The sequence below is a fragment of the Nocardioides terrigena genome (assembly GCF_003047265.1).
GTDB lineage: Bacteria > Actinomycetota > Actinomycetes > Propionibacteriales > Nocardioidaceae > Nocardioides > Nocardioides terrigena.
This window is the reverse complement of record NZ_PZYY01000003.1, coordinates 243,243-268,023: the sequence shown is the minus strand read 5'-3', so window position 1 is coordinate 268,023 and position 24,781 is coordinate 243,243. Positions and strand designations below refer to the sequence as shown.

General features: G+C 71.9%; 25 protein-coding genes and 1 tRNA gene. 15 read left to right on the top strand and 11 right to left on the bottom strand.

Going from position 1 to position 24,781, the window contains the following annotated elements; translation table 11 throughout:
* Nucleotides 1–8: 8 nt before the first annotated feature.
* The gene (locus DAE25_RS07970; RefSeq protein WP_056886650.1) at nucleotides 9–299 is read right to left on the bottom strand and encodes a YiaA/YiaB family inner membrane protein; all 291 of its coding nucleotides are present in this window, start codon (nucleotides 297–299) and stop codon (nucleotides 9–11) included.
* Between the two features lie 97 nt (nucleotides 300–396).
* On the opposite strand from DAE25_RS07970, the gene DAE25_RS07965 reads away from it, so the two are divergent.
* From DAE25_RS07965 to DAE25_RS07955, 3 genes are read left to right on the top strand one after another with little or no spacing between them, the layout of a single operon-like run.
* A complete protein-coding gene (locus DAE25_RS07965; protein ID WP_199907488.1) occupies nucleotides 397–1,845 on the top strand; it encodes a pyridoxal phosphate-dependent decarboxylase family protein in 1,449 nt (482 codons plus the stop codon).
* A 15-nt stretch (nucleotides 1,846–1,860) separates the two neighbouring features.
* Nucleotides 1,861–2,475, top strand: coding sequence for a hypothetical protein (locus tag DAE25_RS07960; protein WP_107765673.1), 615 nt, complete (start codon nucleotides 1,861–1,863; stop codon nucleotides 2,473–2,475).
* An 11-nt stretch (nucleotides 2,476–2,486) separates the two neighbouring features.
* A complete protein-coding gene (locus DAE25_RS07955; RefSeq protein ID WP_107765672.1) occupies nucleotides 2,487–3,923 on the top strand; it encodes a GuaB1 family IMP dehydrogenase-related protein in 1,437 nt (478 codons plus the stop codon).
* A 34-nt stretch (nucleotides 3,924–3,957) separates the two neighbouring features.
* Here the strand turns inward: DAE25_RS07955 and DAE25_RS07950 are convergent, their stop codons facing one another.
* Nucleotides 3,958–5,724: a BCCT family transporter gene (locus DAE25_RS07950; RefSeq protein WP_107765671.1), complete on the bottom strand. Its 1,767-nt coding sequence runs from the start codon at nucleotides 5,722–5,724 to the stop codon at nucleotides 3,958–3,960.
* 99 nt (nucleotides 5,725–5,823) lie between these two features.
* Between DAE25_RS07950 and DAE25_RS07945 the strand changes: the two genes are divergently transcribed.
* Nucleotides 5,824–6,378, top strand: coding sequence for a nucleosidase (locus DAE25_RS07945; RefSeq protein ID WP_107765670.1), 555 nt, complete (start codon nucleotides 5,824–5,826; stop codon nucleotides 6,376–6,378).
* Here the strand turns inward: DAE25_RS07945 and DAE25_RS07940 are convergent.
* Nucleotides 6,362–6,952 carry a LysR substrate-binding domain-containing protein gene (locus DAE25_RS07940; RefSeq protein WP_234410917.1) on the bottom strand — a complete coding sequence of 197 codons (591 nt, stop codon included), beginning with the start codon at nucleotides 6,950–6,952 and terminating at the stop codon, nucleotides 6,362–6,364. The two genes, DAE25_RS07945 and DAE25_RS07940, sit on opposite strands and share 17 nt — an antisense overlap.
* Nucleotides 6,953–6,975: 23 nt before the next feature.
* Here DAE25_RS07940 and DAE25_RS07935 point away from each other — a divergent pair, with 23 nt between their 5' ends.
* Nucleotides 6,976–7,590: an HAD family hydrolase gene (locus DAE25_RS07935; RefSeq protein ID WP_199907487.1), complete on the top strand. Its 615-nt coding sequence runs from the start codon at nucleotides 6,976–6,978 to the stop codon at nucleotides 7,588–7,590.
* 28 nt (nucleotides 7,591–7,618) lie between these two features.
* On the top strand, nucleotides 7,619–7,810 hold the full coding sequence (locus DAE25_RS07930) for a hypothetical protein (RefSeq protein WP_107765669.1): 192 nt from the start codon (nucleotides 7,619–7,621) through the stop codon (nucleotides 7,808–7,810).
* Between the two features lie 59 nt (nucleotides 7,811–7,869).
* Here the strand turns inward: DAE25_RS07930 and DAE25_RS07925 are convergent.
* Nucleotides 7,870–7,955 (bottom strand) — tRNA-Leu (locus DAE25_RS07925).
* A gap of 79 nt (nucleotides 7,956–8,034) precedes the next feature.
* Between DAE25_RS07925 and DAE25_RS07920 the strand changes: the two genes are divergently transcribed.
* A complete protein-coding gene (locus DAE25_RS07920) occupies nucleotides 8,035–9,372 on the top strand; it encodes a M20/M25/M40 family metallo-hydrolase (protein ID WP_107765668.1) in 1,338 nt (445 codons plus the stop codon).
* Between the two features lie 6 nt (nucleotides 9,373–9,378).
* On the opposite strand, the gene DAE25_RS07915 is transcribed toward DAE25_RS07920, so the two are convergent.
* From DAE25_RS07915 to DAE25_RS07905, 3 genes are all read right to left on the bottom strand, one after another.
* The gene (locus DAE25_RS07915) at nucleotides 9,379–10,035 is read right to left on the bottom strand and encodes a hypothetical protein (protein WP_107765667.1); all 657 of its coding nucleotides are present in this window, start codon (nucleotides 10,033–10,035) and stop codon (nucleotides 9,379–9,381) included.
* Nucleotides 10,036–10,161: 126 nt separating this feature from the next.
* Nucleotides 10,162–10,389, bottom strand: coding sequence for a DUF5703 family protein (locus DAE25_RS07910; RefSeq protein WP_107765666.1), 228 nt, complete (start codon nucleotides 10,387–10,389; stop codon nucleotides 10,162–10,164).
* Nucleotides 10,389–11,336, bottom strand: a complete 948-nt coding sequence (locus DAE25_RS07905) for an aldo/keto reductase (RefSeq protein ID WP_107765665.1) — start codon at nucleotides 11,334–11,336, stop codon at nucleotides 10,389–10,391. Before DAE25_RS07905 ends, DAE25_RS07910 begins: the two co-directional genes overlap by 1 nt.
* Before the next feature lie 76 nt (nucleotides 11,337–11,412).
* Between DAE25_RS07905 and DAE25_RS07900 the strand changes: the two genes are divergently transcribed.
* Nucleotides 11,413–12,237, top strand: coding sequence for an undecaprenyl-diphosphate phosphatase (locus DAE25_RS07900; protein ID WP_234410916.1), 825 nt, complete (start codon nucleotides 11,413–11,415; stop codon nucleotides 12,235–12,237).
* Here the strand turns inward: DAE25_RS07900 and DAE25_RS07895 are convergent.
* Nucleotides 12,203–13,453, bottom strand: coding sequence for an MFS transporter (locus tag DAE25_RS07895; RefSeq protein ID WP_107765663.1), 1,251 nt, complete (start codon nucleotides 13,451–13,453; stop codon nucleotides 12,203–12,205). The genes DAE25_RS07900 and DAE25_RS07895 overlap by 35 nt on opposite strands.
* Complete coding sequence (gene corA / locus DAE25_RS07890; protein ID WP_107765662.1) at nucleotides 13,444–14,421, bottom strand: magnesium/cobalt transporter CorA; 978 nt, start codon at nucleotides 14,419–14,421, stop codon at nucleotides 13,444–13,446. The genes DAE25_RS07895 and corA overlap by 10 nt, the downstream gene beginning before the upstream one ends.
* A 32-nt stretch (nucleotides 14,422–14,453) precedes the next feature.
* Between corA and DAE25_RS07885 the strand changes: the two genes are divergently transcribed.
* The 4 genes from DAE25_RS07885 to mshC are packed head-to-tail and all read left to right on the top strand — an operon-like array spanning nucleotide 14,454 to nucleotide 17,829.
* A complete protein-coding gene (locus tag DAE25_RS07885; RefSeq protein WP_199907486.1) occupies nucleotides 14,454–15,182 on the top strand; it encodes a histidine phosphatase family protein in 729 nt (242 codons plus the stop codon).
* A 10-nt stretch (nucleotides 15,183–15,192) separates the two neighbouring features.
* Nucleotides 15,193–15,774, top strand: coding sequence for a DUF3090 domain-containing protein (locus DAE25_RS07880; protein WP_056886665.1), 582 nt, complete (start codon nucleotides 15,193–15,195; stop codon nucleotides 15,772–15,774).
* 7 nt (nucleotides 15,775–15,781) lie between these two features.
* The gene (locus DAE25_RS07875) at nucleotides 15,782–16,555 is read left to right on the top strand and encodes an SCO1664 family protein (RefSeq protein ID WP_234410915.1); all 774 of its coding nucleotides are present in this window, start codon (nucleotides 15,782–15,784) and stop codon (nucleotides 16,553–16,555) included.
* A gap of 35 nt (nucleotides 16,556–16,590) precedes the next feature.
* Complete coding sequence (gene mshC / locus DAE25_RS07870; RefSeq protein WP_107765661.1) at nucleotides 16,591–17,829, top strand: cysteine--1-D-myo-inosityl 2-amino-2-deoxy-alpha-D-glucopyranoside ligase; 1,239 nt, start codon at nucleotides 16,591–16,593, stop codon at nucleotides 17,827–17,829.
* On the opposite strand, the gene DAE25_RS07865 is transcribed toward mshC, so the two are convergent.
* Nucleotides 17,830–18,675 (bottom strand): PAC2 family protein, encoded by an 846-nt coding sequence (locus DAE25_RS07865; RefSeq protein WP_056886667.1) that lies wholly within the window; start codon nucleotides 18,673–18,675, stop codon nucleotides 17,830–17,832.
* Between the two features lie 427 nt (nucleotides 18,676–19,102).
* Here DAE25_RS07865 and metH point away from each other — a divergent pair, with 427 nt between their 5' ends.
* Entirely contained in the window at nucleotides 19,103–22,786 is a 3,684-nt protein-coding gene (gene metH / locus DAE25_RS07860; RefSeq protein WP_107765909.1) for a methionine synthase, read from the top strand.
* Here metH and DAE25_RS07855 read toward each other — a convergent pair.
* A complete protein-coding gene (locus tag DAE25_RS07855) occupies nucleotides 22,731–23,462 on the bottom strand; it encodes a histidine phosphatase family protein (protein WP_107765660.1) in 732 nt (243 codons plus the stop codon). The genes metH and DAE25_RS07855 overlap by 56 nt on opposite strands.
* A gap of 134 nt (nucleotides 23,463–23,596) precedes the next feature.
* On the opposite strand from DAE25_RS07855, the gene DAE25_RS07850 reads away from it, so the two are divergent.
* Together DAE25_RS07850 and DAE25_RS07845 are read left to right on the top strand one after the other, a co-directional pair.
* Nucleotides 23,597–23,932 (top strand): three-helix bundle dimerization domain-containing protein, encoded by a 336-nt coding sequence (locus DAE25_RS07850; protein WP_107765659.1) that lies wholly within the window; start codon nucleotides 23,597–23,599, stop codon nucleotides 23,930–23,932.
* A 27-nt stretch (nucleotides 23,933–23,959) separates the two neighbouring features.
* Nucleotides 23,960–24,766 carry an adenylate cyclase gene (locus tag DAE25_RS07845; protein WP_107765658.1) on the top strand — a complete coding sequence of 269 codons (807 nt, stop codon included), beginning with the start codon at nucleotides 23,960–23,962 and terminating at the stop codon, nucleotides 24,764–24,766.
* Nucleotides 24,767–24,781 lie beyond the last annotated feature (15 nt).

Below are 24,781 nucleotides of genomic sequence, written 5' to 3'. Positions count from 1 at the left end.
CCGGGCGATCAGGCCGACTTGAACGGGTCGTGCTGCGACAGCGCCTTGTCGAGGCGGGCCTGGTCGAGCCGGTGCATGACGGTCGTGTCCTCCTGCATGTCGCGCACGACCTTGGCGAGCGTGAAGGTCGAGGTCGTCAGGTAGAGCGTCCCGAGGGCGAGGAATCCCTTGACCCACGGGTCGGCGTCCATGAAGTAGACGGCGACGAGCATCGCGAACAGCGCGGCCCCGAAGGAGATCGCGGCCTGGGCGGCGAAGGCGGTGGTGTTCTTGGCGGTGGTGCTGGCTGTGTTGGGCATGGGAGGAGCCTCGTCGCGGCGGGTTCGCCGCGGACCTGTCGCGCTACCCGACGTCCCCTGAGTACGACGGCTCAACCGCGCGCAGTACCTTCGGGCCATGTCTGACAACGCCGGGCACATGTCCCCCGAGGAGTTCCGCCGGCAGGGGTACGCCACCATCGACTGGATCGCCGACTACTGGGCGTCCCTCGACGACCTGCCGGTGCTCTCGCAGGTCGCTCCCGGCGACGTACGACGCGCGCTCCCGGCCTCGCCGCCGGAGCAGGCCGAGGGGTTCGACGCCCTCCTCGCGGACCTCGACGAGGTGGTCGTGCCGGGCCTGACGCACTGGCAGCACCCGCGCTACTTCGCCTACTTCCCGGCCAACTCCTCGCCGGCCGCCATCCTCGGCGACCTCCTCTCCAGCGGGATCGGCGCGCAGGGGATGATCTGGGCCACCAGCCCGGCGGTGACCGAGGTCGAGCAGGTCGTCGTCGACTGGCTGGCCCAGGCCCTCGGGCTGCCCGAGCAGTTCCAGCACCGCGCGGAGGGTCCCGGCGGGGGCGTCATCCAGGACACCGCCTCGACGGCGACCTTCACCGCCCTGCTCGCCGCGCTCCAGTCCGCGGGCGCCGGGACCGTCCGCGAGGCGGGGCTCGGCGACACGCGCTGGACCGTCTACGGCTCCTCGCAGGCCCACTCGTCGCTGGTGAAGGCCGCCATGATGGCGGGGATCGGTGCCGAGAACGTCCGCATGGTCGAGGTCGACCCGGCCACCCAGGCCATGGACGTGGCCCACCTCGAGCGACTGCTGGCCGACGACATCGACGACGGTTGCCGGCCCGTCTTCGTCCAGGCCTGCGTCGGCACCACCTCCACCGGGGCGATCGACGACGTGCAGGCCATCGCGGAGGCCCTCGACGGTGTCGGCGCGTGGCTGCACGTCGACGCGGCCTGGGCCGGGGTCGCCGCCGTGTGCCCCGAGCACCGGGAGGTCCTGACCCGGGGGCTGCACCTCGCGCAGTCGTTCGTGACCAACCCCCACAAGTGGCTGCTGACGACCTTCGACTGCAGCGTCCTGTGGGTGCCGGACCGCGAGTCGGTCGTCGACGCGCTCTCGCTGACCCCGGAGTACCTCCGCAACGCGGCCTCCGAGTCCGGGGAGGTCGTGGACTACCGCGACTGGCACCCGCAGCTCGGCCGTCGGTTCCGGTCGCTCAAGCTCTGGGCGGTGCTGCGCACCTACGGGCTGGAGGGGCTGCGCGCCCACATCCGCGACGGCGTCGAGCTCGCCCGACGGGTCGAGGACCTGGTGGCGGAGGACGACCGCTTCGAGCTGGTGACCGCCCGCAGCCTCAGCCTCGTGGTCTTCCGCGCGGTGGCCGGTGACGAGGAGACGATGGCGATCATGGATCGCGTCAACGCCTCCGGGGTCGCCTACCTGAGCCACACCCGGGTCGAGGGCCGGGCCGCGATCCGCTGGGCCGTCGGGAGCTGGCGCACCACGGCAGCGGACATCGACCGCACCTGGGCCGCCCTCACGGAGGTGGCCACCGGCCCCCGGTGATGCTCGGATGGGGGCATGAAGCTCTACGCCGACAGCCCCGGCCGCCGTACCGCCCAGATCGTCGCCGACCTCCTCGTCCTCGGGTGGATCGTCCTGTGGGCCCGGGTCGGGGGAGCCGTCCACGACGGGACCACGGCGCTGGCCGAGCCCGGCCGGCAGACCGACGAGTCGGCCACGGCGATGGCCGGCCAGCTGCGGGACGCGGGCGGGCGGCTCGGCGAGGCACCCCTGGTGGGCGACGAGCTGGCGACGCCGTTCGACAGGGCGGCCGACGCCTCGGAGGGCATCGCGTCGGCCGGACGGGCGTCGGTGGAGGCCATCGAGCAGCTGGCCGTCGTGCTCGGCCTGGCCATCGCCCTCATCCCGATCCTGGTGATCCTGGCCGTCCACCTGCCCCGGCGGTGGCGGTTCGTGCGCGAGGCCACGGCCGGGGCACGTTTCATCGACTCCGCCGACGACCTCGACCTGTTCGCCCTGCGGGCCCTCGCGCACCAGCCGATGCGGGTGCTGGCCCGGGTGAGCGACGACCCGGCGGGGGACTGGCGACGCCAGGACCCGGAGGTCGTACGCCGCCTGGCCGAGCTGGAGCTCGAGGACGTCGGCCTGCGCCCGCAGCACCGACTCACGTAGATTCCCGACACGTGCGCTTCCTCCACGACGCGGCCCCGCCGCACGACCTGACCTACGACGACGTCTTCATGGTCCCGCGCCACTCGGCCGTGGCCAGCCGGTACGACGTCGACCTCGCCACCCACGACGGCACCGGCGCGACGCTGCCGCTGGTGGTGGCCAACATGACCGCCATCGCCGGCAAGCGGATGGCCGAGACGACGGCCCGCCGCGGCGGCCTCACCGTCATCCCGCAGGACATCCCGATCCCGGTGGTCACCGACGTCGTGCAGTGGGTCAAGCAGCGCCACCTCGTCTTCGACACCCCGATCGAGCTGGCGCCCACCCAGACGGTGGCCGAGGCGCTGTCGCTCATCCCCAAGCGGTCCCACCATGCCGCCGTGGTCGTCGAGGACGGTCGCCCCGTGGGCGTCGTCTCCGAGGCCGACTGCGCCGAGGTCGACCGCTTCGCCCAGGTGGGTGCGGTGATGCGCCGCGACCTCGTGACGGTCGCCGCCGACGCGGACCCGCGGGTCGTCTTCGACCGGCTGGACGCTGCCAAGGCACCGCTCGCCGTCGCGGTCGGCGAGGACGGCTCGCTGGTGGGCGTCCTCACCCGGCTGGGGGCGCTGCGGGCCACGCTCTACACCCCGGCGGTCGACGCGTCCGGCGGCCTGCGGATCGCGGCCGCGGTGGGGGTCAACGGCGAGGTCGCGGCCAGGGCGGCCGCCCTGCTGGACGCCGGCGTCGACTGTCTCGTGGTGGACACCGCCCACGGGCACCAGGACCGGATGCTCGAGGCGCTCCGCGCGGTGCGGGCGCTCTCACCGGCGGTGCCGATCGTGGCGGGCAACGTGGTCTCCGCCGAGGGCACCCGCGCGCTGGTCGAGGCGGGCGCCGACATCGTCAAGGTCGGCGTCGGCCCGGGCGCCATGTGCACCACCCGGATGATGACCGGTGTCGGGCGCCCGCAGTTCAGCGCGGTGCTCGAGTGCGCTGCCGCTGCCCGGGAGCTCGGCAAGCACGTGTGGGCCGACGGGGGAGTGCGGCACCCGCGCGACGTCGCGCTCGCCCTGGCCGCCGGCGCCAGCTCGGTGATGATCGGCTCGTGGTTCGCCGGGACGCACGAGTCGCCGGGCGACCTCATGCACGACGCCGACGGGCGGGCCTTCAAGGTGTCCTTCGGGATGGCCTCGGCGCGGGCCGTCGCCCACCGCACGTCGACCGAGTCGGCGTACGACCGGGCCCGCAAGGGCCTCTACGAGGAGGGCATCTCCTCGTCGCGGATGTATCTCGAGCCGGCCCGGCCCGGCGTCGAGGACCTCATCGACCAGATCTGCTCCGGGCTGCGGTCGTCCTGCACGTACGCCGGCGCGACGACGCTCGAGGAGCTCCACGAGCGCGCGGTCGTCGGCCTGCAGTCCGCCGCCGGCTTCCACGAGGGACGGCCGCTGAGCACCTCCTGGTGAGGAGGCGCCCAGCGGCCGCCGGGGTGGTGCTGGGTCAGGCCTTCGTCTGCGAGGGGCGCGCGGTGGACGTGTCGTCCGCGCCGGGCTCCTGCTCGACGGAGAGGCGGAAGTCGTCCCCGTGCTCGGTGACGCCCGCGATCACGGCGTCGTGGACGGCCTCGCGGGCCACCCGCGTCCGGACGATCATCGGGTCCTGGCTGAGGTCCTTCACCAGGGACACGCACAGGCCGATCATCACCACCACGAACGGCACGGCCGCCACGATGGTGATCGTCTTGAGGCCGTCGAGGGCGGTGTCTCCACCGACCAGCAGCATGACCGCGGCCACGCCGCCGGTCGCGACGCCCCAGAAGATCACCGGCGCCTTGCTGGGCTCGATGGCACCGTTCTGCGAGAGCGACCCCATCACGATCGACGCCGCGTCGGCACCGGAGATGAAGAAGATCGCCACCAGGACCATCACCAGGATGCTGGAGACGGTGGCCAGCGGGAACTGGTCGAGCACGGTGAAGAGCTGGTCCTCGAGGGCACCGGCGCCGTAGACGTCGGTGCCGTCCATCTGGAGCTTGATGGCCGCGCCGCCGAAGATCGCGAACCAGACCAGGGTGACCAGGCTGGGGACCAGCAGCACGCCGGTGACGAACTGGCGGATCGTGCGCCCGCGCGAGATCCGTGCGATGAACATCCCGACGAACGGGGTCCACGAGATCCACCAGGCCCAGTAGAAGACCGTGTAGCTGCTGAGCCACGCGGCCGCGGCCTCGCCGTCGGCGTTGGTGCGACCGGCCATGGTCGGCAGCTCGCGCACGTAGGAGGCGATCGACGTCGGGATGATGTCAAGGATGAACATCGTCGGACCGACGACGAACACGAACACCGCGAGCGTCAGCGCCAGCACCATGTTGATGTTGGAGAGCCACTGGATGCCCTTGGCGACGCCGGAGACGGCCGACAGCACGAAGCAGACGGTGAGGACCGCGATGATGGCGACGAGCACGCCGTTGCCGACCTCGCCGAGGCCGGTGACGATGCGCAGGCCGCTGGCGATCTGGATGGCACCGAGACCGAGCGACGCGGCAGAGCCGAAGAGCGTCGCGAAGATCGCGAGGATGTCGATGACCTTGCCGGCCGGGCCGTTGGCGTGCTTGCCGAGCAGGGGCTCGAAGGCCGAGCTGATGAGCTGGAGGCGACCCTTGCGGTAGACGCCGTACGCGATGGCGAGACCGACGACCGCGTAGATGGCCCACGGGTGCAGGGTCCAGTGGAACAGCGTGTGCGCCATCGCGTTCTCGGCGCGCTGCGGGTCGGCGAGGGTCTCGGAGCCGGGCGGCGCGAAGCCGTCGGTGTCGGCGAAGAACGTGAGCGGCTCGTTGACGCCGTAGAACATCAGCCCGATGCCCATGCCGGCGGAGAACATCATGGCGACCCACGAGGTGGTGGAGAACTCCGGCTCGTCCCCGTCGCGACCGAGGGGGATGTTGCCGTACTTGCCCAGGGCGAGCCACAGGGCGAAGACGACGAAGGCGGACGACGTGAGGACGAACAGCCAGCCGAGGTACTCCATCGTGCCGGTGAGGGCCGTGCCCGAGGCGCTGGCCAGCGAGGCGGTGTCGAGGAACCCCCACAGCAGGAAGCCGATCGCGATCGCGGCGGTGACGCCGAAGACGACCTTGTCGAGGAGCTGGGGGCGCTCGGACTCGGCGGAGGGCTCGACGTCCAGAGCGGGGTGCGGGATCACCGTGTCGGTGGGTGACTTGAAGGGGTCGGAGAGCGGGCGCTCCGACGTCTTTTCCTGGGTCACTGGAAGGTGACACCTCCTGGAGCTACTCGGGTGAACGGGCCCGTCGACACTAGGTGCTGGGTTGTCAAAGGGCTAACCAGGAAGGGCTAGCGTGACGAGGTGCACACCCTCGTCGTGGCCGCCACCGCGGCCGAAGCCGCCCACGTCCCGCCCGACCTCCCGCTCGTCGTCACCGGCATGGGCAAGACCGCCGCGGCCGTCGCCACGGCGCGTGCGCTGGCGGCGTACGACGACGTCGCTGGGCTCACCGTCGTCAACATCGGCACCGCCGGCGCGTTGCGTGACGGGCTCACCGGCCTGCACGAGCCGGGTGTCGTGATCAACCACGACATCAACGCCGACATCGTGCGCTCGCTCGGCCACGACCCCGAGGAGCGGCTCGTGGTGGGGGAGTCCGGCGTGGTGCTGGCGACGGGCGACGTGTTCGTCACCGACCCGCTGGTCCGCGACCGGCTGGCGCTCGCGGCGCACCTCGTCGACATGGAGGGGTACGCCGTCGCGTTCGCCGCGCGGTCCTTCGGCGTGCCGGTCCGGCTGGTCAAGCACGTGAGCGACGAGGCCGACGAGTCCGCGATGGACTGGCCGAGCCGGGTGGAGGCCAGCGCGGTGGTGCTGGGCCGGTGGCTCGAGGAGTGGCTCAGCGCGAGCTCGTGACCCGGCGTCCCCGGACCACGCCGACGAAGGCCTGCGTCACGTCGTCGTCTCGGTCCCGGAGCCAGACCAGAGCGATGGTGGTGGGCTCCAGGTCCGTCACCGGCCGGCTCACCACGTCCTTGCGCTGGTGGAGCCGGGCCACGCTCATCGGCACGACCACCACGCCGGTGCCGGCGGCCACGGTCTCGATCGCGTCCCTCTCCGACATCGGCGGCCAGTCGAGCTGCTCGGCGGTGGGCGTCCAGCCGCTGGCGTGCGGGCGCACCAGCTGCTCGTCGGCCAGGTCGTCGAGGGTCACCTCGTCGACCGCGCCGACGACGTGCTCGAGGCCGGCGACGACGACCGGCACCTCGTCGTACAACCGGATGCAGTGGAGGTCGTCCGTGTCGACGGGCAGCCGGACGAGGGCCATGTCGAGGCTGCCGTCGCGGACTCCCTCGACCTGCTCGTCCTCGCTGACGGGGACCAGCTCGAGCCGCTCACGTCGGCGCTCGCGCCAGGCACGCGCCCACTTGTCGGGGGTGGCACCGGTCACGAAGCCGACCCGCAGGGTCGGGCGCAGGTTGGCGGTCACCCGGCGAGCCTAGGGTGAGCCTCGTGATCACGCACGTGCTGCTCGACGCCGACGGCGTCGTCCAGGACCTTCCCGGCGGCTGGTACGCCGCGATGGAGCCCTTCCTCGGCGACCGCTCCCGCGGGTTCCTCCACCGGACGTGGGCCGACGAGGAGCCCACCCTGGCCGGCGAGGGCGACTACCTGCCGATGCTCGAGGCGAGGCTGCTGGAGTACGGCGTCGCGACCCCGGTCGCGGAGGTGTACGCCGCGGTGTGGCACCGCATCGACGAGGTCGCCTCGTCCTTCGAGGTCGTGTCGGCGCTGCGCAGCGCCGGCTACGGGGTGCACCTCGCCACCAACCAGGAGCGCCACCGCGGCACGTACATGCACGACGTGCTCGGCTACCGGGACCGCTTCGACGTGAGCGCCTACTCGTGGGAGGTCGGGGCCGCCAAGCCGGACCCGGAGTTCTTCCACCGCGTCGTACGACGCATCGGGGCGCCGGCGCACGAGGTGCTCTTCGTCGACGACAACGAGGCCAACGTCGAGGGCGCGCGGGCGGCGGGACTGGTCGCCGAGCACTGGCACTTCGAGCGCGGGCCCGGCTCCTTGGCCGACCTGCTGGCCTCGCACGGGATCCGGCTGGGCACTCCCTGAACGGACGCCGCGAGCGTAGGGTCGCGCCATGGTGTGGATCGTGGTCGGCGCCCTGGTCGCCTACTTCTCCGTCGCCGGCTGGTTCCTCGAGCGCCGCTGGCGTCGCGACCCCGACGGGCCGATGGAGTCGGACGCCCCGGGGGTGCGGGGCCTCGGTGAGGCGCCGGCCCGGGTGCACCACAGGATGGGACCTTCGGGCCGTCCTCGCCGCGGGCGTTGACCCGCTCCTCCGTGGCCCCGAAATGAAGAAAAGGCCCCGTGGAGCCGGAGCCTTCTCAGTGTCCGAGGGGGGACTTGAACCCCCACGCCCTAATACGGGCACTAGCACCTCAAGCTAGCGCGTCTGCCAATTCCGCCACCCGGACGAGTGCTGGAGAACCGTAGCAAAACGCCTGCCCAACACCCGAATCGGGGTCCCCCCGTCCCTGGGGCAGGATGGGGGTCATGGCTGACGAGACCTCGGTGACCCCTCTCGACCCCGCCCACGACCCCGCGGGCGAGGTCGTCGACCTGTGCCGCGACCTGATCCGCATCGACACCTCCAACTACGGCGACGAGGACGGCCCGGGGGAGCGGAAGGCGGCAGAGTACGTCGCCACGCTGCTCGACGAGGTCGGCATCGAGTCGCGTCTCTACGAGTCCGAGCCGGGCCGGACCAACCTCGTCGCCCGGTGGGGCGGGTCGCCCGGCTCGACCAAGCCGCCGCTGCTCGTGCACGGCCACCTCGACGTGGTCCCCGCCGCGGCGGACGACTGGCAGGTCCACCCCTTCTCCGGCGAGGTGCAGGACGGCTTCGTGTGGGGTCGCGGCGCCGTCGACATGAAGGACTTCGACGCCATGCTCCTCAGTGTGGTCCGCGCCCGGGCCCGGGCCGGCCGGCTGCCCGACCGCGAGCTGGTGCTCTGCCTGACGGCCGACGAGGAGGCCGGCGGCCACAAGGGTGCCGAGGTCCTCGTGGAGCAGCACCCGGACGAGATCGCCGACTGCACCGAGGCGATCGGTGAGGTCGGCGGCTTCAGCGCGACCGTCCGCGGCCGTCGGATCTACCTCATCGAGGCCGCCGAGAAGGGCATGGCCTGGATGAAGCTCACGGCCCGCGGGCGCGCCGGCCACGGCTCGATGATCAACACCGACAACGCGGTCACCCGCCTCAGCGGCGCCGTCGCCCGGATCGGCGCCCACGAGTGGCCGGTGCGGCTGACGCCGACCATGGAGGTCCTGCTGGCCACCGTCGCCGACATCGCCGGCACCGAGGCCACCCCGGACAACGCGGTCGAGCTGATCGACGAGTTCGGCAGTGCCGCGCGGATGCTCGGCGCGGTGATCCGCAACACCGCCAACCCGACGATGCTCGGCGCCGGCTACAAGGTCAACGTGATCCCCACCGAGGCGACCGCGCACGTCGACGGCCGCTTCCTGCCGGGCTACGAGGACGAGTTCTTCACCACCCTGCGCGAGCTGTGCGGGGAGGGGGTCGAGATCGACTTCCTCTCCCACCAGCAGCCGTGGGAGATGCCCTACGAGGGCCACCTGGTCGACGCGATGACCCGCTCGCTGATGGCCGAGGACCCCGACGCCGTCGTCGCGCCGTACCTCATGAGCGGCGGCACGGACGCCAAGCACTTCACCAAGCTGGGCATGACCTCCTACGGCTTCGCGCCGCTGCGGCTGCCGGCGGACCTGGACTTCACGGCGCTCTTCCACGGCGTCGACGAGCGGGTGCCGGTGGATGCGCTGGAGTTCGGGGCGCGGGTCTTCGACCGCTTTCTCGACGAGCTCTGAGCCGGCTCACCACCCGTGCTCCGACGGGTGGGCGTCGTAGCGGGAGCGGGAGGACGTGAGCCCGCGGGCCCGGTCCAGCCGGGCCATCGCGGCGTAGCGCGCCTCGTCAGGGGTGGCAGGAGGGACGCGGCACAGCAGCGCGGACACCAGCCGAGCCGTCAGCTCCTCGTCGAGGCCACGAGCGACCACCTCGTCGCAGACCTCGCGCACCGCGCCGGCGTCGGCGGTCTCGCAGTGCAGGAGCGCCCACGCCGCCTCGAGCAGCAGCGCCACCTCGAGCCCGGCGGCGCCGGCGAGGTGCTCGACCCGTTGGACCACGGGCGCCGGGGGAGGGAGCCGGACCATGATCTCGGCCCACGGGTAGTCCGGCTGCTCCCGGACGTGCCCCCGCAGCGTCGGGAGCACCCGGTCGGCGAGGATGGCCCGCTGCTCGGGCGGCAGCAGGGCGCGCAGTCGCGGGGTGACGGCGCCCTCCGTGCGCTCCAGCGCGTCGGCGATCGCGGGCACGTCGTGGCCCTCGCGGACCAGCGCCACCAGCCGCTCGTAGTCCTCGTCGGCCCAGGGCTGACCGGAGCGGCCGGGGCGCCCTCGGGCGTCGCGACGTGGACGAGGGACCTGGGGTGGCGTGCCGTGCGGGGCGTTGACGTCGTGGAACGGGGTCATGGACCCAGCGTGCGCCGACGCCGGGATCGCGTCGAACGCTCCTCCACAGGGAGCGTGGGAGATGGACGATCCACAGGTCCGGTGGCCCTGAGTGGCCCGCTCCCGGCCGGGGCGACCGCAGGAGGCTCAGCCGGCGAAGAGCGTCAGGCGCTGGCGGATGATCTTGCGGCGCAGCACCACACGTCGTACTCCGTCGTTGCCGATCCGCAGCCGGTCGAGCTCCCAGCCGCCGTGCTCCGCGCGTTCGACGAGCACCCTGGTCACCACGTTGCGAGAGAAGTCACGGGGCAGGGTCAGCGTCTCGAACTCCCACTCCACCCCCGCCCGCGGCGGTCGCCGGTGCGCGCGAGCCATCAGTCGCCGCTCACGTCGTCGAGGGCGTCCACGATCTCCCGGGGCAGCGTGAGCTCCTCGATGCCGAGCGCGCCGCGGAGCTGGGCCGCGGTCCGCGCTCCCACGATCGGGGCGGTGACCCCGGGCCGGTCGCGCACCCACACCAGCGCCACCTCGAGCGGGGACCAGCCCAGGCCGTCCGCGGCCCGGGCCACGCCCTCGACGATGGAGCGACCCCGCTCGTCGAGGTAGACACCGACGAAGCGACCGAAGTGCTCGGTGGCGCCGCGAGAGTCCGACGGCGTGCCGGAGCGGTACTTGCCGGTGAGCACCCCGCGCCCCAGCGGCGACCAGGGGAGCACCCCGAGGCCGAGCGCCCGCGCCGCGGGGACGACCTCGTGCTCGATCCCGCGGTTGAGGAGCGAGTACTCCACCTGCGTGGAGGCGAGCGTCGTCCGCCCGGGCACGGCCCGCTGCCAGGTGGCGGCCTGCGCGGTCTGCCAGCCGGTGTAGTTGGAGACGCCGACGTACGACGCGCGCCCGGACGTGATCGCCAGGTCCAGCGCGCTGAGGGTCTCCTCGATGGGGGTCTCGTCGGTCCACACGTGCACCTGCCACAGGTCCACGTGGTCGACGCCGAGGCGCCCGAGGGATGCGTCGAGCGAGGTGAGCAGGTGCCCACGCGAGGTGTTGGTGACCTGCTCGCCGGTGCGCCTCGAGATGCCGGCCTTCGTCGCCAGCACGATCTCGTCCCGGCCCACCACGTCGCCGATGAGGGTGCCGATGAGCTCCTCGCTGGCGCCGTCGCCGTAACCGGCCGCGGTGTCCAGGAGCGTGCCGCCGGCCTCGGCGAAGGCGATCAGCTGGTCGCGCGCCTCGTGCTCATCGGTGTCACGCCCCCAGGTCATGGTGCCGAGACCGAGCCGGGAGACCTTGAGGCCGGTCGAGCCGAGCGAGCGCTGCTGCATGCGGCAGAGATTAGTCATGCCCACCCCGGCGGGCCCTTCGGCTCGCCGCAACCACCTCCCCGTAGGCTCCTGCGGCGTGTCAGATTTCCTCAAGGCCATCGTCCTCGGGACCATCCAGGGACTCACCGAGTTCCTGCCGATCTCCAGCAGCGCGCACCTGCGGATCTTCCCCGAGCTCTTCGGGTGGGGCGACCCGGGCGCCGCCTTCACCGCGGTGATCCAGATCGGCACCGAGCTGGCGGTGCTCATCTACTTCCGCAAGGACATCTGGCGCATCGGCAAGGCGTGGCTGCTGTCGCTCTTCAAGCCGGAGTGGCGCGGGCAGTTCGACGCCCGCATGGGCTGGTTCATCATCATCGGGTCGCTGCCGATCGTGGTGCTGGGCGTCTTGCTCAAGGACGTCATCGAGGAGGACTTCCGCAACCTGTGGATCGTCGGCACCACGCTGGTCGTGATGGGCATCGTGCTCGGGCTGGCCGACCGCTTCAGCAGCGACGACCGCGAGATCAAGCAGATCACCCTGAAGGACGCCGTGCTGATGGGCGTCGCCCAGGCCATGGCGCTCATCCCCGGCGTCTCCCGCAGCGGCGCGACGATCTCGATGGGCCGGGTGCTCGGCTTCGAGCGCGAGGCCGCCACGCGCTATGCCTTCCTGCTCGCCATCCCGGCCGTCGTGGGAGCGGGGCTCTTCGAGCTGAAGGAGATCCCCCACGGCGACAACTCCTACGGCTGGGGCCCGACCCTCGTCGCCACGGTGGTGTCGTTCGTCATCGGGTACGCCGCCATCGCCTGGCTGCTGCGCTACGTCTCGACGAACTCCTACACGCCGTTCGTCATCTACCGCGTCCTGCTCGGCTCGGCGACGCTCATCCTGCTCGCGACCGGCGTGCTGTCCGCCTGAAGGTCTGCAGCAACAGGGCCAGCGCCAGCAGCTGGCTGATCGCGACGACCACGACCAGCGCCGTCAGGGAGCGCTCGTAGAGCCAGCCCGCGCCGGCCCCGCCCACGATCGCCAGCAGGCCCTGGATGCCCGCGAAGACGCCGTACGCCGTGGCCCGGCGCGGCGCCTCGACCAAGTCGGCGACGGCCGCCTTGATCGTGGAGTCCTGGACACCGTGGGCGAATCCCCACACGACCACGCCGACGACCACGGTCGCGAGGGTGGGACCGAGTGCCAGGGCGGGCACCAGCGCCACGAGCACCGGCACGACCAGCAGGACCGCCGCCCCCGTGCGGTCGTAGACCCAGCCGACGAGCAGCGCCGCGACCGCCTCGACGGCCATCGCGGCGGCGTACACGAGGGGCACGGCGGCGACGGGGACGATCCCCTCGACGGTCAGGTGGTAGCCGATGATCCCGAAGGTGACCAGGGCGCCGGTCGTGAGCGAGGCCGCGACGGCGTACCGGAAGAAGTCTCCGGGCAGGCCGGCGCCGACCGCGTCGGCCCACCAGCCGCGGGTCGGTGCCTGGGTGGCGTCCGGGGAGGGGGACGACGACGGGTCGTAGACGCTCGGGTCAGGCACCCGTCGACGCAGCGTGAGCAGCAGCACCATCGTGATCGCCCCGGGGATCGCCAGCACCGCCATGCCGGCCCACAACGTCGCGCCGGCCACCACGGCAGCCACGAGCAGCGGTCCCGCGAAGGCGCCCACCTGGTCGAGGGCCTTGTGCACCCCGAAGCCGCGTCCGCGGCCCACGGCACCAGCCACGTGGGCGAGCAGCGCCGACTTGGAGGGGGAGCGCACGGCCTTGCCGAGCCGCTCGAGGAGGATCAGTGTCACCGCGAAGCCCAGTCCGGCGGAGCCCAGCCGGGGCGCCAGGAAGAGGAGAGGCACGCAGACGGCGGTCAACCCGTAGCCGACGATCGTGAGGGTCCAGTAGCGACCGGTCCGGTCCGCGACCGGCCCGAAGAACAACCGCAGCACCAGCGCCATCGCATCGCCGGCACCGGTGACCGCCCCGACGAGGACCGCTGACGCCCCCAGGGCGGCGAGCACCGGGCCGTACATGGACCGGGCGCCCTCGTAGACCATGTCGGCGGCCAGGCTGACGAACCCGAACCACCACACCACCCGCCAGGCGCTCGGCCGGGTGGTCGCGGGACCGCTCAGAGCCATCCCGACTTCTTGAAGAACCACAGCAGGACCGAGGAGACTCCGACCATGAGCGCGATGGCGAACGGGTAGCCATAGGTCCAGTGCAGCTCGGGCATCTGGTCGAAGTTCATGCCGTAGATCCCGGCGATGAGGGTGGGCACCACGATCAGGGCCGCGCCGGCGGAGATCTTGCGCATGTCCTCGTTCTGCTGGACCGAGATGCGGGCCAGGTGGGCGTCGAACGCGGTGGACAGCAGCACGTCGAGGTTGTCGATGACCTCCGACACCCGGTGGAGGTGGTCGGAGACGTCGCGGAAGTAGGTCGCGGTCTGCTCGTCGATCCCACTCAGCTCGGCTGAGGCGAAGCGGCGCATCGGCTCGCGCAGCGGCATCACCGCGCGGCGTACCTCCGCGATCTCCCGCTTGAGGGTGTAGATGCGGACGGAGTCGTCGGTGCGGGCGGGGGAGAAGACCGACTCCTCGACCTCGTCCACGTCGATCTCGAGGGAGGCGCCGACCTTCTCGTACTCGTCGACCACGCGGTCGCAGATGGCGTACATCACCGCCATCGGGCCGTGCTCGAGCACCTGGGCCCGCTGCTCGAGGTCCCGGCGGGCGGTGCCGAGGTTGATGCCCTGCCCGTGCCGGACGGTGATCACGAAGTCGGGGCCGATGAACAGGTTGATCTCCCCGGTCTCCACGGCGTCGTCCTCGTCGACGTACCAGAGCGTCTTGAGGACGAGGAAGAGCGTGTCGCCGTAGCGCTCCACCTTGGGGCGCTGGTGGGAGTCGCCCGCGTCCTCGACCGCCAGCGGGTGCAGGTCGAAGGTCGTGGCGATCTGCTGGAGCTCCTCGTCGGTGGGGTCGTGGAGGCCCACCCACTGGAAGTCGCCGCGACCGCACGGGACCCGGGCGTGACCGAGGCTGGGGTCCCCGTCGTCGAGGGGGACACGCACGCCCTCGTGGTAGAGCGCGTTGTCGACGATCACCCGGTCAGGCTATGCCCATTAGGGTCGCCACCATGGCAACCGTGATCCTCGTGCGACACGGCCGGACCACCGCCAACGCCACGGGCGTGCTGGCGGGTCGGCTGCCCGGTGTCCGGCTCGACGACCGGGGCACCGAGCAGGCGGTCGCGACCGCCGACCGGCTCGCCCCGGTGCGCCTGGTGGCGGCCGTCTCCAGCCCGCTCGAGCGCTGCAAGCAGACGACCCGGGCCATCACGCGGGCCCAGGCCGGCGACCTGGCCATCACCACCGAGCGCCGGCTCAGCGAGTGCGACTACGGCGAGTGGCAGGGCCGCGAGCTCAAGGACCTCGCCAAGGAGCCGCTCTGGAAGGTCGTGCAGGGCCAGCCGTCCGCCGCCGCCTTCCCGGGCGGGGAGTCGATGCGGGCGATGCAGGACCGCGCCGTCGAGGCCGTACGACGCCACGACCGCCTGGTCGAGGCCGAGCACGGCCCCGGAGCGGTCTGGCTGGCGGTGAGCCACGGCGACGTCATCAAGGCGATCCTGGCCGATGCCCTCGGCACCCACCTCGACCTCTTCCAGCGCATCCAGGTCGACCCGGCGTCGGTGTCGATCGTGCGCTACACCGAGTCGCGCCCCTACGTCCTCGGCACGAACACGTCCGCGGGCGACCTCTCCTGGCTCAGCCCGCCGCCGGCGAAGAAGGCGTCCAGGCGTCGTCGTACCGCCGATGCGCCGGTCGGCGGTGGTGCCGGGCCGGACACGTCCCCGGCTGGGTCCTAGGGTGAGTGGCATGCCTCTCGTCCACGCCTTCGACCCGCCCGAGCGCTTCGTCGCCGGCACCGTCGGCGAGCCCGGTCAGCGGACCTTCTTCCTGCAGGCCCGCGACGGCGCCCGCCTCACCAGCGTCGCCCTCGAGAAGCAGCAGGTCGAGGCGCTCGCCGAGCGTGTCGACGAGCTGCTCGACGAGGTCATGCAGGCCGCCGGCGGCAGTGCGCTCGTGCCTGCCGTCGCACCCTTCGACCTCGTCGACAACGACCCCCTCGAGCAGCCCATCGAGGAGGAGTTCCGCGCCGGCACGATGACGCTGTCCTGGGACTCCGCGACCGAGCGGATCGTCATCGAGGTGTTCCCCTACACGGAGGCCGCAGTCGTGTCCCCCGAGCAGCTCGACGAGGACCTCGAGGAGCCGGAGCCCGACGAGATCTTCCTCGTCCGGCTGACCGCCGGTGCCGCACGCGCCTTCGTCGGGCGAGCCCGCACCGTCATCGGCGCCGGTCGGCCCGACTGCCCGTTCTGCGGCAACCCGGTCGACCCCGCGGGCCACCTGTGCGTGCGCGCCAACGGCTTCAAGCGTCGCGACCCGCAGGCCTGACCCGCCCGTGACCGAGCGGACCGGCGCCGACGTGCTCGCGGGCGAGATCACGCTCCACGGACGCGTCATGCCCGCCTCCAACGCGACCTTCGTCGGCGAGATCGACGGCGTGCGCTGCGTCTACAAGCCCATCCGCGGGGAGCGCCCGCTGTGGGACTTCCCGGACGGCACGCTCGCGGCGCGCGAGGTGGCGTCGTACGCCGTGTCGGAGGCGTTCGGGTGGGACGTCGTCCCGCTCACGATCCTGCGCGAGGGGCCGCACGGGCCCGGCATGGTGCAGCTGTGGCGCGAGCCCGACCCGGGCCAGGACGCGGTGGACCTGGTGCCCGGCGGCCGGGTGCCCGACGGCTACCGCCACGTCTTCGACGGCCTCGACGAGTCCGACCGGCCGATCTCGCTCGTCCACGAGGACACCGACGCGCTGCGCCGGATGGCGGTCCTCGACGTCGTCGTCAACAACGCCGACCGCAAGGGTGGCCACGTGCTGGCCATGCCCGACGGGCACCGGTACGGCGTCGACCACGGTGTCACCTTCCACGTCGAGCACAAGCTGCGCACGGTGCTGTGGGGCTGGGCCGGCGAGCCCCTGACCGAGGAGGAGATCGCCGGGGTCGAGACGGTGCTCGACGCACTGCGCGGTGACCTGGGGGAGCGGCTCGAGGACCTGCTCGCGGTCAGCGAGGTCGACGCCACCCGCCGGCGCGCGGAGCGGCTGCTGCGCACCGGCGTGCTGCCCGATCCGCAGGGATCCTGGCCGGTCATCCCCTGGCCGCCCTTCTAGGTCTCGCGCCCGCACCGCCGGATAGGCTGCCCGGCATGCGCAGCTGGTCCTCTCCCGACGTCCCCGCCCTCCCCCTCGCAGGGCCCGTCGTGCGGGTGCACGACACCGCGACGGGTGAGCTCGTCGAGACCCGTCCCGAGGGCCCGGCACGCCTCTACGTCTGCGGCATCACGCCCTACGACGCCACGCACATGGGCCACGCGGCGACGTACGTCGCCTTCGACCTCCTCAACCGGGCCTGGCGCAGCGCCGGGCACGAGGTCCGCTACGTCCAGAACGTCACCGACGTCGACGACCCGCTGCTCGAGCGGGCCACCAGGGTCGGCGTCGACTGGGTCGAGCTGGCCGAGCGGGAGACCGAGCTCTTCCGCCACGACATGGAGGCGCTGCGGGTCCTCGCCCCGGACCACTACATCGGTGCCGTCGAGTCGATCCCGCTCGTCATCGAGCTCATCCAGCGGCTCCAGGAGGCCGGCGCCGTCTACCAGGTGGAGACCGACCTCTACTTCTCCGTCACCGCGGACCCGGCGTTCGGCGACGTGTCCGGTTGGGACCGCGAGACCATGCTCCGCGTCTTCCCCGACCGCGGCGGCGACCCCGACCGCCCGGGCAAGAAGGACCCCCTCGACTGCATCGTGTGGCGTGGGGAGCGCGACGGCGAGCCGGCGTGGGACAGCCCCTTCGGTCCGGGACGACCCGGGTGGCACATCGAGTGCAGCGCGATCGCGCTCGAGCACCTCGGCTCGGCGTTCGACGTGCAGGGCGGCGGGAGCGACCTGGTCTTCCCGCACCACGAGATGTCCGCGGGTCACGCGCAGGTCGCCTCGCCGGGCGAGCGCCTGGCCCGCGCCTACGCCCACGCCGGGATGGTGGCGTACGACGGCGAGAAGATGTCCAAGTCCAAGGGCAACCTGGTCTTCGTCTCGGCGCTGCGCAACAGCGACGTCGACCCGATGGCCATCCGCCTGGTGCTGCTGCGCCACCACTACCGCAGCGACTGGGAGTGGACCGACGCCCAGCTCTGGGACGCGGTGGACACCCTCGACTCCTGGCGCAAGGCGTTCTCCCTCGGCGCCGGCGCCCCGTCCGGACCCGTCGTCGAGGCCGTGCTCGCTGCCCTGGCCGACGACCTCGACGCCCCGACGGCCGTCGCCGCGGTCGAGGGCTGGGTCGCCGCCACCCTGGGAGACCACGGGCTCGCCGACACCAGCGACCGGGACGCGGCCGCGACCCTGCTGCCGGTGCTCGACGCGGCGCTCGGGCTCGCTCTCTGATCAGTCCTGGTCGCGGCGCTTGAGGTAGCGCTCGAACTCGCGGGCGATCGCCTCGCCGCTCGCCTCGGGGAGGTCGGCGGTGTCCCGCGTCTCCTCGAGCGCCCGGATGTAGTCGGCGACGTCCTCGTCCTCCTCGGCGAGCTCGTCGACCCCCCGCTCCCAGGCCTTGGCGTCCTCGGGGAGGTCGCCGAGGGGGATGCTGCACTCCAGCAGGTCCTCGAGCTGCCCGATGAGGGCCAGGGTCGCCTTGGGGCAGGGCGGCTGCGCGACGTAGTGCGGCACGGCGGCCCAGTAGGACGCGGCCGGGATGTCGAGCTGGATGCACGCGTCCTGGAAGACGCCGACGATGCCCGTCGGACCCTCGTACGTCGACTGCTCGAGCTTGAGCCGGTCCACCAGGTCGGGCTCCGTGGCGGTCCCGGTGACCGGGATGGGGCGGGTGTGCGGTGCGTCGGCCAGCAACGCCCCGAGGGTCACCACGAGCTCGCCCCCGAGGTCGTCGCAGGCGGCGAGCAGCTCGGCGCAGAACTGGCGCCAGCGCATGTTGGGCTCGATGCCACGGATGAGGATCACGTCGCGGTGCAGGCCCGGGGGAGAGGCGATCGCGATCCGGGTGGTGGGCCACGTGAGCCGCCGGTGGCCGTTGTCGTCGGTGCCCACCATCGGGCGGTTGACCTGGAAGTCGTAGAACTCCTCGGGGTCGATGGCCCCGATGACGTGGGCGTCCCACACGTCCATGAGGTGGTCGACGACCGAGGACGCGGCGTCCGCTGCGTCGTTCCAGCCCTCGAAGGCCGCGATCACCACGGGAGACACCAGGTCCTGGACATCGTCGAACTCGATCACCGTTCCAGCGTAGTCCGCGCGGCGGCCCGAGCGGCGGCCAACCGCGGCGGCGGGTCCGAGCGAGCGCCGCCGCCCCCGTCACGGCGGCGGTCGCTCCCCACGAACAAGGTCCCCGGCCCCCTGGCTCGAACACCCCACGCCGCGACGCTAGGCGTCCCGGGCGGCGCGGGGATCCCCCGACCGGTCGGCGCTCGACCCCCACGCGGGCCATGCCCGGCGCCCGGACGGCACCACCGGGACCGACTCCCGGGGGGTGCCCGGGATTTCGGGGGCACCGCCGGGCGGTGTCACGATCTGGGAATGGTGTCCACACAGTGGAACGCCGAACCTAGGCTGGCGATCCCAGCCGAGAGGAGCCGAGAGCCCTGTGAGTCCCGAGTCCGTGAGCCAGCACCGCCCCGATGCCACCGAGGAGCTCGCCGCCACCATGCGCGAGCGGATCCTGGTCATCGACGGCGCCATGGGCACGGCCATCCAGCGGGACCGGCCGGACGAGGCGGGCTACCGGGGCGAGCGCTTCGCGGACTGGGAGAGCGACCTGGTCGGCAACAACGACCTGCTGACGCTGACCCAGCCGCACATCATCGAGGAGATCCACCGCGAGTACCTCGAGGCCGGCGCGGACATCATCGAGACCAACACGTTCAACGCCAACTCGATCTCGCTGTCGGACTACGGCTTGGAGGAGCTGGCCTACGAGATCAACCTCGAGGCCGCCCGGCTCGCCCGCACCGTCTGCGACGAGGTGAGCGCCCGGACGCCCGAGCGGCCGCGCTACGTCGCCGGCGCGCTCGGGCCGACGACCCGCACCGCCTCCATCTCGCCGGACGTCAACGACCCGGGGGCCCGCAACGTGTCCTACGACGAGCTCGTCGCGGCGTACTCCGAGGCGACCCGCGGCCTGCTCGACGGCGGCGCCGACCTCGTCATCATCGAGACGATCTTCGACACCCTCAACGCCAAGGCGGCCATCTCGGCGGTCGACCAGGTCTTCACCGACCTCGGGCGTCGCTGGCCGGTCGTCATCAGCGGCACCATCACCGACGCGTCCGGGCGCACCCTGTCCGGGCAGACGACCGAGGCCTTCTGGAACTCGGTGCGCCATGCGCGCCCGTTGCTCGTCGGGCTCAACTGTGCTCTCGGCGCCCGGGAGATGCGTCCGTACGTCGCCGAGCTGTCGCGCATCGCCGACGTCTTCGTGTCGGCGTACCCCAACGCCGGCCTGCCCAACGCCTTCGGTGAGTACGACGAGGCGGCCGAGGAGACCGCGGCCATCGTGTCGGAGTTCGCCGAGAGCGGCCTCGTCAACCTCGTCGGCGGGTGCTGCGGCACCACGCCCGCCCACATCCGTGCCATCGCGGACGCCGTGGCGGACAAGACCCCGCGGGTGCCGGTCGAGGTCGCCCCCGCCATGCGCCTCTCCGGCCTCGAGCCGTTCACGATCAACGCCGACAGCCTCTTCGTCAACGTCGGCGAGCGCACCAACATCACCGGCTCCGCCCGCTTCCGCACGCTCATCAAGGACGGCGACTACGACGCCGCCCTGTCGGTGGCCGCGCAGCAGGTGGAGAACGGCGCCCAGGTCATCGACGTCAACATGGACGAGGGGATGATCGACGGGGTCGCGGCCATGGACCGCTTCCTCAAGCTGATCGCCTCCGAGCCCGACATCAGCCGGGTGCCGGTGATGGTCGACTCCTCCAAGTGGGAGGTGATCGAGGCCGGCCTCAAGTGCGTCCAGGGCAAGGCGATCGTCAACTCCATCTCGATGAAGGAGGGGGAGGACAAGTTCCGCGAGCAGGCACGCCTGTGCCGCCAGTACGGCGCGGCCGCGGTCGTGATGGCCTTCGACGAGGACGGCCAGGCCGACAACCTCGAGCGCCGCAAGCAGATCTGCGAGCGGGCCTACCGGATCCTCGTCGACGAGGTCGACTTCCCGCCCGAGGACATCATCTTCGACCCCAACGTCTTCGCCGTGGCGACCGGCATCGAGGAGCACGCGTCGTACGGCCTCGACTTCATCGAGGCGACCCGCTGGATCAAGCAGAACCTCCCCGGCGCCAAGGTCAGCGGCGGCATCTCCAACGTGTCGTTCTCGTTCCGCGGCAACAACCCGGTGCGCGAGGCCATCCACGCCGTCTTCCTCTTCCACGCCATCGAGGCGGGACTCGACATGGGCATCGTCAACGCCGGCGCCCTGACCGTCTACGACGAGGTCGACCCCGCCCTGCGGGAGCGGATCGAGGACGTCGTCCTCAACCGCCGACCCGACGCCGCCGAGCGGTTGCTCGAGATCGCCGAGGAGCACAACCGGGCCGGTCAGGCGGCCGAGGTGACCGAGGAGGAGTGGCGCGCGCTGCCGATCGGCGAGCGCATCACGCACGCCCTGGTCAAGGGCATCGACGCCCACGTCGAGTCGGACACCGAGATCCTCCGTGCCGAGATCGCCGAGCGCGGCGGCCGCCCGATCGAGGTGATCGAGGGCCCGCTGATGGACGGCATGAACGTCGTCGGCGACCTGTTCGGCGCCGGCAAGATGTTCCTCCCACAGGTGGTGAAGAGCGCCCGGGTGATGAAGAAGGCGGTCGCCTACCTGATCCCCTTCATCGAGCAGGAGAAGCTCGACAACCCGGAGTACGCCACCGCGAAGGACACCAACGGCACGATCGTGATGGCCACCGTCAAGGGCGACGTCCACGACATCGGCAAGAACATCGTCGGCGTGGTCCTCCAGTGCAACAACTACGAGGTCATCGACCTCGGGGTGATGGTGCCGGCGCAGAAGATCCTCGACACCGCCGCCGAGGTGGGCGCGGACATCATCGGCCTGTCCGGGCTGATCACCCCGTCGCTGGACGAGATGGTCAACTTCGCCACAGAGATGCAGCGCCAGGGCCTCGAGATCCCGCTCATGATCGGCGGCGCGACGACCTCACGCGCCCACACGGCGGTCAAGGTGGACCCGAGGTACGACGGGCCCGTCGTGTGGGTCAAGGACGCCTCACGCTCGGTGCCGACGGCTGCCGCACTGCTCGACGCCAAGCAGCGCACCCGGCTGCTGGCCGACGTCAAGGCCGACTACGACTCGCTGCGGACCCGGCACTCGGCCAAGCACGACCGCCCGATGCTCACGCTCGAGGGCGCACGCGCCAACGCGACGCCGATCGACTGGAGCGACTACCGGCCGCCCGCGCCCGCGCAGGCCGGCGTGCACGTGCTCGACGACTACGACCTCGGCGAGCTGCGCGACTACATCGACTGGCAGCCGTTCTTCAACGCGTGGGAGATGAAGGGCAAGTTCCCCGACATCCTCAACAACCCGACCACCGCCGAGGTGGCCCGCAAGCTGTACGACGACGCGCAGGACATGCTCGACCGGATCGTCGAGGAGGGGTGGCTGACCGCCCGCGGGGTCTACGGCTTCTTCCCGGCCAACGGGCTCGGCGACGACGTCGAGGTCTACACCGACGACACCCGCTCCGAGGTGCTCACCACGCTCCACCACCTGCGCCAGCAGGGGGAGCACCGCTCAGGGGTCCCCAACCGGGCGCTCAGCGACTTCGTGGCCCCCCGGGAGACCGGGCTCGCGGACCACGTGGGCGGCTTCGCCGTCACGGCCGGGCACGGCATCCGGGAGCGGATCGAGAAGTTCAAGGCCGAGCACGACGACTACTCGGCGATCCTGCTCGAGTCGCTCGCCGACCGGCTGGCCGAGGCCTTCGCCGAGCGCCTGCACCAGCGGGTCCGCACCGAGTTCTGGGGTCACGCGAGCGACGAGACCCTGGCCAACGAGGACCTGATCGCGGAGCGCTACACCGGGATCCGCCCGGCGCCGGGCTACCCCGCGTGCCCCGACCACACCGAGAAGCTCACGCTGTGGGACCTCCTGGACGTCGAGGCGCGCGCCGGCATCGAGCTCACCGAGTCGATGGCGATGTGGCCGGGCGCCGCGGTGTCGGGCTGGTACTTCTCCCACCCGCAGTCGCAGTACTTCGTCGTCGGTCGCCTCGGCCGCGACCAGGTCGCCGACTACGCCGAGCGCAAGGGCTGGAGCCTCACCGAGACGGAGCGCTGGCTGTCGCCCAACCTGGGCTACGACCCGGAGGACTGAGGGGAGTCCTCGGCTGCCTCGTCGGGGTCGAGGTCGCCCCGGTCGGGTCCGGGGCGGACAGGTCGTCGAGCCACGCTCCGCCGATGGGCTCGCGGTGCCACGAGGCGACCGTCCAGCCCTCGTCGGGGCTCCCGTCGAGGGTGATGCAGCCCGTGTTGTGCAGGCCCTCGTGGATCGGCGCGTGGTCGCCGCCGGCCCGGTGGGTGACCCAGGTGCGGATCGCGGCACCGTGGCTCACGACCAGGGTGACGTCGCTGCCCCGGGCGCAGACGCGGGCGACAGCGGCGTCGTACCTCGCGAGGAACTCGTGCCCGGTCTCGCCGCCGGGCATCCGGCGGAGGAGGTCGCCCTCGAGCCACCCCCCGATGGTGCCGAGGTAGCCCTCGATGGCCTCGTGGTCGTTGCGCATCTCGAAGTCGCCGGCCGCGATCTCGCGGAGTCCGTCGTGCCGGACCGGCTCCAGCCCGAGCGACCGGACGAGCGGCATCGCGGTCTGGCTCGTGCGGGTGGCCGTGGAGACCGCGACGGCGCCGATGCCGAGCGTGCCGAGGGCGCGGCCGGCTGCCCGCGCCTGACGGAGGCCGAGCTCGGTGAGCTCGTGCCCGGGGGCGGCGGTGTCCAGCGCGGCGGTCGTGTTGGCAGAGGTCTGACCGTGGCGGAGGAGCAGCAGGCGCATGGGTCAAGGCTAGGCGCATCCGAACGACTCACCCGCTCCGGAGGATGCGGCGACCGCGGGGAGTGCTCATCGTGGATGCACCAGCCATGGGTCCGGAGGGCCCGAGGATCCTGAGAGCGGAAAGTGGGCCAGCCATGACGATCGAGGTCGACGACCCGGGTCCGCGCACTCCGCTCCAGCGGGGGGAGAAGGACGAGGGGCTGGCGATGAGCTCGCTCGTGCTCGAGCTGCAGGCCGAGTTCCCGTCGGTCCCGGGCGACCAGGTGTCCGTCCTCGTGCAGTGCCTCTGGTCGCACTACGACAGCGCGCCGGTCCGGGACTTCGTGGTGCTCCTGGTCCGCAAGCAGGCCAAGGAGGAGCTGTCCGACCACCTCGGTCCTCCCGCGGAGGCGCCAGCGCGATCATCGCTGCCCGCACCTCGACGTTGGGGCTCGTGGCACCCGGCCCCCGCGGCCGACAACCCGGTCTGACGTCCAACGAGTAGAAGGAAGCACGCGATGTCCAGCAGTGCAGAGGAAGCCCCGGCCCGACTCACCGACGCCCAGGTCGGCGAGGTGCTGGCGCTGGCCAGGGACGCGGACAGCGTCGAGCTCAAGCTGACGGTGCCGGACTCCTATCGACGCGCGGCCGTGGCGGCCCTGGGCGTGGACCCGCTCGACGCGCAGATCCGGCAGGTGTACTTCTTCGACACCCCTGACCTGGCCCTCAACGGGGTGGGTGTGGTCGTCAGGGCTCGGCGGGTGCAGGGGCGGGGGGACGACTCCGTGGTCAAGCTGCGGCCCGTGGTGCCGGCCGAGGTGCAGCAGGAGCGGAGCTCGGACAACCTCGTCGTCGAGGTCGACGCGATGCCGGGCGGCTTCGTGTGCTCCGCGACCATGAAGGCCACCTTGGGCTCCGCGGACGTGCTGGACGTCGCAGCGGGCCGCAAGGGCATCCACAAGCTGTACTCCAAGGAGCAGCGGCAGTTCTACAAGGCGCATGCGCCGGAGGGCCTCGAGCTGGACGACCTGTCGATCCTCGGCCCGATCACGGTCTTCAAGCTGAAGCTGCGTCCCCCCGAGCTGCGCATGCGCCTCGTCGCCGAGCTCTGGTTCTATCCCGACGGGTCGCGGATCGTCGAGCTGTCGGCCAAGTGCCCTCCCGCCGAGGCCTTCCAGGCCGCGGCTGAGCTGAGGGCCTTCCTGGCCGCCAAGGGCCTGGACGTCTCGGGCGAGCAGCAGACGAAGACCAAGACGGCCCTCGAGTTCTTCTCTGCCGAGCTCGTCGAGGAGCAGCGCGCGCAGCCGCCCCACGGTTCGGCGTGAGCGGGGTCGGCCCGC